Here is a 6,557-nt window from a genome sequence, read left to right as displayed (position 1 = left end):
CGGGGTCGATGGAACGGCGGACGAAGACCCTCGCTCTCCCACGGGCTTCAAGGCCCAAAGATGCTCCGGTCTCTCGTCCGCCACCGCACCTGCTGCAATAGCAGAGTCGGCAAGGGACAAGTTACAAGGATGCCGGCAGGCAGGTGAGGGGCAGCGCCAACGTCCGAAAAAGGGTGGCATCACGCGAAGTTGAAACTGCCCGCTGCCTGCCGAACTCGAACGAAGGAAGCTACTCCGCCGGTGCGCCGGCGACGTTCCTGCGCGTCGCGTCGATCATCTGCCGCCGCGCCCGGAACACGCCCCATTGCTGGTCGACGAGCACGCCGATCAGGATCACCCCGCCCATCACGGCGAAGTTCAGCGAGGACGGGATGCCGAGCAGGTTGACGAGGTTCTGCAGCTCCTGCAGCAGCACCGTGCCGAGGATGACGCCGATCAGCGAGCCTTCGCCGCCGCGCAGCGAGAAGCCGCCGAGCACGGCGGCGGCAATGGCATAGAGCTCGTAGAACTGGCCGTGGCTCGCCGGCGAGATCGAGCGCGTGTACATGGCGAAGTAGATCGCCGACAGCGCCGTCAGCACGCCGCAGATGACGTAGGCCGCCATGACGATGCGGCCCGTGCGAATGCCCGAATATTTCGCCGCTTCCTCGTTCTTGCCGATGGCGTACAGATAGCGCCCGAATACCGAGCGGTGCAGCACCACCCACATGACGATGGCGATGATGATCAGCGCGATGAAGCTGTTCGGCACGCCGTAGCTGCGTCCGGCGGTGAGGAATTCGAGGTCCGGGAAATTCTGGCCGAAGGCGAAGCCGGCCGTGCCGTCGGCGGTGTAGAAGCGCGCCACGCCGCGGTAGATGAGCAAGCCGCACAGCGTCACCACGAAGGGCTGCAGCTTCAGCCGCGTGATCAGCCAGCCATGCACCAGGCCGATGATCGCGCCGAGCGCGATGATCAGCACGAAGGCCAGCGGCCAGTCCAGCTCGCGCACGGCGATGAAGTCGATGAACAGCGTGCCGAGCAGCGCGACCACCGAGCCGACCGAGAGCTCGATGCCGCCGGTGATGATGACGAAGGCCTGGCCGATCGACAGGATGCCGAACAGGCCGATCAGGTTGGAGGTGTTGGCAAGATTGATCGGCAACAGGAAGCGCGGGTTGATGGCCGTCACCACCGCGCCGACCACCAGGATCAGCACCAGCAGGCCGAGATCTTTCTTGCTCATTGCGCTCCTCCCACCGCCTGGGCCGGCAGCGGCTTCTTGCCCACCGCCAGCCGAAGCACGTTCTCCTGGCTGAAGTCGTCCTTCTCGAGGATGCCGGATATCTGCCCCTCATGCATGACTGCGATGCGGTCCGACACCCCGATCACTTCTTCCATGTCGCTGGAGATCATCAGCACCGCGACGCCGGCGTCGGCCAGCGCCCGCATCAGGCCGTAGATCTCGGCCTTGGCGCCGATGTCGATGCCGCGCGTCGGTTCGTCGAGGATCATCACCTTGGGGTTCATCGCCAGCCATTTGGCCAGCACCACCTTCTGTTGGTTGCCGCCCGACAGCGTGCCGGTGCGGGTCGCGACCGACGGCGCCTTGATGCCGAGATTGCTCTTCTGCTTCTCGGCGGTGGCGATCTCGGCGCTGGTCGAGACCAGCTGATGCTTCGCATGCGCCGGCAGGTTGGGCAGCGAGATGTTCTCGGCGATCGAGAGGTCGAGCAGGATGCCGGTCAGCTTGCGGTCCTCCGGCACCAGGAAGATGCCGCTCGCGACAGCGTCGGCGGCCGAACCGAGCTTCAGCGTCTTGCCATCCAGCGTCACGCTGCCGCCGAAGCGCTCGTCGATGCCGAACAGCACCCGCGCCAGCTCGGTGCGGCCGGAACCGACCAACCCGGCAAAACCGAGGATTTCGCCGTGGCGGACGTCCAGATCGACCGGGCGTTCCGGATAGGCGCTGGTGCGCACCGCCCTGGCCGAGAGTGCCGTGCCGCCCGGCGCATGCGCGGAATCCGAGACCCGCTCGCGTTCCTTCAGCATGCGGCCGATCATCAGCTTGACCATCTGGTCGTGATTGATCTGGTTTTTCGGCAGCGTGCCGGCGAGCATGCCGTCGCGCAGCACGACGACGCGGTCGGCGACGCGTTCGACCTCGTGCAGCCGGTGCGAGATGAAGATGACGCTGATGGCTTCCGCCTTCAGCGCCTTGATGACGTCGAGCAGCTTCTCGGTCTCGGCGATCGGCAGGCTGGATGTCGGCTCGTCGAGGATCACCAGCCGCGCCTTGATCGACAGCGCCTTGGCGATCTCGACCATCTGCTGCTGGGCGAGCGACAGCGAGGCGACCGGCGCGTCGGCTGAGAAATTGGCGCCGACGCGCTTCAGCAGCGGCGCCACCATCTCGCGCAGCTTCGAGCGGTCGACGAGCTTCAGCGGCCCAGCCTTCAGCGGCTCGCGGCCGAAGAAGATGTTGGCGGCGACGTCGAGGTTCTCGAACAGGTTGAGTTCCTGGTGCACGAAGGCAATGCCGGAACCGATGCTGGCCTCGACGGTGAGCCCATCATGCGCGACGCCATCGACGGTGATGGTGCCGGTATCCGGCCGCGTCACGCCGCCGAGGATCTTCATCAGCGTCGATTTGCCGGCGCCGTTTTCGCCGACCAGGCCGATCACCTCGCCCGGCCGCACCTCCATGGAAAAGCCGTCCAGCGCCACCACGCCGGGATAGGTCTTGCGCACGCCGTCCAGGCTCAGGAACGGAGCGATTGCGGATTGAGCAATGGATACGTCGGAATAATTCATCACGCCTGACAGCAGCCGGTGGGCGTTTTGGCCTCAGACTGACGGGCCTTCGCGGGCCCGTCAATATGATCGCCGGCTCAAGGCAGATCCCTGAGCCGGCGAAACGGGCGTCGTCCTACTTGCCGGCCATCGCCTTGAGGTTCGCGGCGTAGGCGTCGACATCGTCCTTGCCGATGATCTTGGTCGGCACGATGATCAGGCCGCCCTCCGGGATGCCCGACTTGTCGCCCTTGAGATAGGCGGCCATCAGCTTCATGCCCTGATAGGCCCACTCGAACGGCTGCTGCACCACGGTGGCGGCAACGGTGCCTTCCTTGACGCCGCCCAGCGTGATCGGATCGTCATCGAAGCCGACGACGGTGATCTGGCCGAGCTTGCCGGCGTCGCGCAGCGCCTCATAGATGCGCGGCGTGTTGTAGGAATAGAAGCCGACCATGCAGGTGATGTCGGGGCTGGCGACCAGCGCGTCCTCGACGTTCTTCTTGGCGCGTGCCTGGTCGATGTCGTCGCCGCGCACGTCCACCAGTTCGATCTTGGTGCCGGCGAGTCCGTCCTTCATGCCCTGGATGCGTTCCTTGGCGTTGTCGGCGCCGAGCAGGCCGACGAAGCCGAGGCACTTGCCGCCGTCCGGCATCGCCTTCTTGGCGATCTCGGCCGCCTGCTTGCCGGCATCGACGTTGGACGAGCCGATATAGGCGACGCGCTTGGTCTGCGGGGCGTCCGAGTCGGTGGTGAACAGCGCCGTCTGGGACGCGATCTTGTTCAGCCCGTCGGTCGAGGTCTTGGGGTCGACGGCGGAGACCATGATGCCCTTGACGCCGGCCGTCACCAGGTCATCCATCAGCCGCTGCTGGATGGCGACGGACGACTGCTCCGGATATTTCAGCTCCAGATTGTAGTCCGGCAGCTCGCCTTGCGCCTTCTTCACGCCGGCTTCCGCCGCCTTCCAGAAGTCGGATGCGCCGTTGACGACGAAGGCCAGCGTCGGCTTGTCGTCGGCGCGCGCGATCGCGCTCGCCGACAGGCCGAGCGCCAGGGCCGCGGCGGCGATGGACGCAGTTCGGATCACAGATTTCATGTTCAACCTCCCTTTTGAAACACAGACAGAATGTGTCGCTTGCGGCGCGGGCACCCCTCTCCTCAAGGGTTTGGCCCCAGATCCGGCAACCTTGAAATGGCGCCAATCCAGCCGCGACCGAGACACTAGACACTCATTCGCAGTTCGTAAATAGTCCGATTTGTCTGACATTTTCGTGAGTGTGCGGCGACCCTCTTCCGGCGGCTTGCCGGCCCGATGGCGCACCGCATCGCACGCCTTGACGCCACCAGCCGGAAGCCCGGATCCGGTAACGACGAGTTGACAGTAGAACGCTTACAGCTATTAGTAAATAGTATTAGTTATTGAGGATGGCCGATACAGCCGGGCGGGAGATCTGGCAGCCAAAGCAGAGCGCAAGGAGGAAGAAGAGCGCCAGCGGCAAAGCGGGCCATCGCGAGGAAATTCTAAAGGAAATCGTCAGCTTTGCTGACCTAGTCCGGTCGTTTCGTCGGCGTGCGACGCGGCTGGCGCGGAATGCGTCGCGTTTGGTAATAGTTATAATCAAGCTGCATTTCGATAAATGCGCTTCCACGAAAGCCATCTTGCCGTTGCTGCCGGCCTTTGCTTAACAACTGGCCGGGTTTGGGAAAACGACCATGAGCGAACCGACGGAATTGCGCGATCCCCCGGAGGCGTCCAGGCGACGCGCCGCCAGGCCCAAGGGCCGCGTCACCATGACCGATATCGCCAGGGCCGCCGGCTGCTCGCAGGCGACGGTGTCGTTCGTGCTCAACAATTCGCCCGGCATCAGGCTCTCGCAGCAGACCCGCGACCGGGTGATCGAAGCGGCGCGGTCGCTGGGCTACTCGCCGCCGGTGTTTTCCGCCCTGCGGCCGCCGGTGACGCCATTCGAGGGGCTGGACGGCGTCATCGGCTTCGCCGTCGACCAGCTCGCCACCAGCCCCGAGGCGGTGGTCGCCATCGAGGGCGCGCGCCAGGCCTCCTGGAATGCCGGCAACGTGCTGCTTGTCGCGCAGACCATGGGCGATGCCGTCATGGAGCCGCGCGCTATTTCAGCGCTGACGAGGCGCGGCATCTCGGCGCTGATCTACATGACCATCTTCACCCGCGAGATCGCGGCGCCCGAATTCCTCTACAGCCTCGATATCCCGGTCATCCTGCTCAACTGCTACACCGCCGACTATGCCTTCCCTGCCGTCGTGCCCTCCGAGATCGCCGGCGGCCAGAGCGCGACGCGGCATCTCATCGGCCATGGCCACCGCCGCATCGCCACCATCACCGGCGAGCCCTGGATGCAAGCGGCTCAAGATAGGCTGAAAGGCTATCGCCGCGCGCTCGCTACCGCCGACATCCCCTTCGATCCGGAGCTGGTGGTCGAGGGCGACTGGTCGGCCAGCGCCGGCTATGCCGCGACTGTCAAATTGCTCGCCCTGAAGGAGCGCCCGACCGCCATCTTCTGCCAGAACGACCGCACCGCGATTGGCTGCTACGAGGCGCTGAAGGAGGCCGGCCTGCATATCCCGCAGGATATTTCCGTCGTCGGCTATGACGACGAGGAGATCGCCCGCCATCTGTTTCCGCCGCTGACGACATCGATCCTGCCGCATATGGCGATGGGCCAATGGGCGATCGAGCAGCTGGAAGCGCCGCCCACGCCGGGCCGCGGCCGCTATCCCATCACCAAGCTGGAATGCCCGCTGGTGGAGCGGGAGAGCGTGGGCAGGCTCGGGGTCCGGGACGCGGCAGGGTGAGATCCTGCGGGCCTGTATTGACATTGTCATGACAATTTCTAAATATCTGATCCTGACGCAGGAGGATTTCGATGCCGCAGTCCAGTCATGCCGGCCGCGATCGCGATGCGGCGCGAAAGGACGATGTGATCCAGATCCGCGCTTCGGCGGGGACGAAGGCCATTCTCAGCCGCGCCGCGGGTTTGCGCGGGCAGAAACTGTCGGAGTTCATGCTGGACAGCGCCCGCAGGCAAGCTGAAGAAACCATTCTCGACCAGCGCGCCTTCTTTCTCGATGCCGAGGCGCATCAGAAATTGCTCGATCTGCTCGACGCCCCCGACAAACCGACCGAGGAACTTCGCGCGCGCATGACGCGCAAGCCCGCCTGGGAGCGCTGATGCCTGCTGGCGGAGGGCCGGGGTTGCGGGTCAGCCCTCCGGAACGGCTGACCGTCGGCCACGATGTGTCCGCGTTTCGTAACGGCAGGCATCCCACCCTCGATGACTGGTTGCGCAATCGCGCTCTTGCCGGCGAGGGCCTGTCCGCCCGGACCTATGTGGTCTGTGACGCGAACATGAATAATCGCGTCATCGGCTACTATGCGATCTCGACGGCGATGGAAGAACGGATCGCGCTGCCAAGCGCGAAGCTGCGGCGGGGTATGCCCGAGCAGGTCCCGCTGCTGCTGATCGGCCGCCTGGCGGTCGATCAGGCATTCCAGGGACTTGGGCTTGGCGGGGACCTGCTTGCCGATGCGCTGCGTCGCTGCCTGGCCGTGTCGGAGATCGCCGGGGTTCGCGCCGTGGTGGCGCATGCGATAGACGATGACGCCGTCGGCTTCTATCAGCGGCACGGCTTCATTCCGTCTCCGCTGGGCGAGCGAGTGATGCTGATGCCGGTCGAGACAGTGCAGGCATTGTTCTCGAAAGTCTGAATCGTCCGGCCGCTCGAACGACGAGGTCGACTTGCCACCG

Annotated in this window: 6 protein-coding genes; 3 read left to right on the top strand and 3 right to left on the bottom strand. The window is 65.0% G+C overall.

Annotation, left to right across the window (positions count from 1 at the left end; all coding sequences use genetic code 11):
* Positions 1-229: 229 nt before the first annotated feature.
* The 3 genes from EN786_RS29275 to EN786_RS29265 form a co-directional block, all read right to left on the bottom strand.
* Complete coding sequence (locus EN786_RS29275; RefSeq protein ID WP_127286975.1) at positions 230-1,225, bottom strand: ABC transporter permease; 996 nt, start codon at positions 1,223-1,225, stop codon at positions 230-232.
* On the bottom strand, positions 1,222-2,793 hold the full coding sequence (locus tag EN786_RS29270) for a sugar ABC transporter ATP-binding protein (RefSeq protein WP_127286974.1): 1,572 nt from the start codon (positions 2,791-2,793) through the stop codon (positions 1,222-1,224). The genes EN786_RS29275 and EN786_RS29270 overlap by 4 nt, the downstream gene beginning before the upstream one ends.
* 115 nt (positions 2,794-2,908) lie before the next feature.
* Complete coding sequence (locus tag EN786_RS29265) at positions 2,909-3,871, bottom strand: sugar-binding protein (protein ID WP_127286973.1); 963 nt, start codon at positions 3,869-3,871, stop codon at positions 2,909-2,911.
* 617 nt (positions 3,872-4,488) lie between these two features.
* Here EN786_RS29265 and EN786_RS29260 point away from each other — a divergent pair.
* The 3 genes from EN786_RS29260 to EN786_RS29250 all read left to right on the top strand — a co-directional run bounded on the left by EN786_RS29260 (position 4,489) and on the right by EN786_RS29250 (position 6,517).
* On the top strand, positions 4,489-5,604 hold the full coding sequence (locus EN786_RS29260; protein WP_189340514.1) for a LacI family DNA-binding transcriptional regulator: 1,116 nt from the start codon (positions 4,489-4,491) through the stop codon (positions 5,602-5,604).
* 71 nt (positions 5,605-5,675) lie between these two features.
* Positions 5,676-5,981 carry a DUF1778 domain-containing protein gene (locus tag EN786_RS29255; RefSeq protein ID WP_127282644.1) on the top strand — a complete coding sequence of 102 codons (306 nt, stop codon included), beginning with the start codon at positions 5,676-5,678 and terminating at the stop codon, positions 5,979-5,981.
* Between the two features lie 23 nt (positions 5,982-6,004).
* Positions 6,005-6,517: a GNAT family N-acetyltransferase gene (locus EN786_RS29250; protein ID WP_210212299.1), complete on the top strand. Its 513-nt coding sequence runs from the start codon at positions 6,005-6,007 to the stop codon at positions 6,515-6,517.
* The last annotated feature ends 40 nt before the right edge of the window (positions 6,518-6,557 follow it).

Origin of the sequence: Mesorhizobium sp. M4B.F.Ca.ET.143.01.1.1 (genome assembly GCF_004792275.1) — a bacterium.
In the GTDB taxonomy this organism is placed as follows: Bacteria; Pseudomonadota; Alphaproteobacteria; order Rhizobiales; family Rhizobiaceae; genus Mesorhizobium; species Mesorhizobium abyssinicae.
Note: the sequence above shows the minus strand (reverse complement) of the source record. Positions and strands in the feature narration are given on the sequence as shown.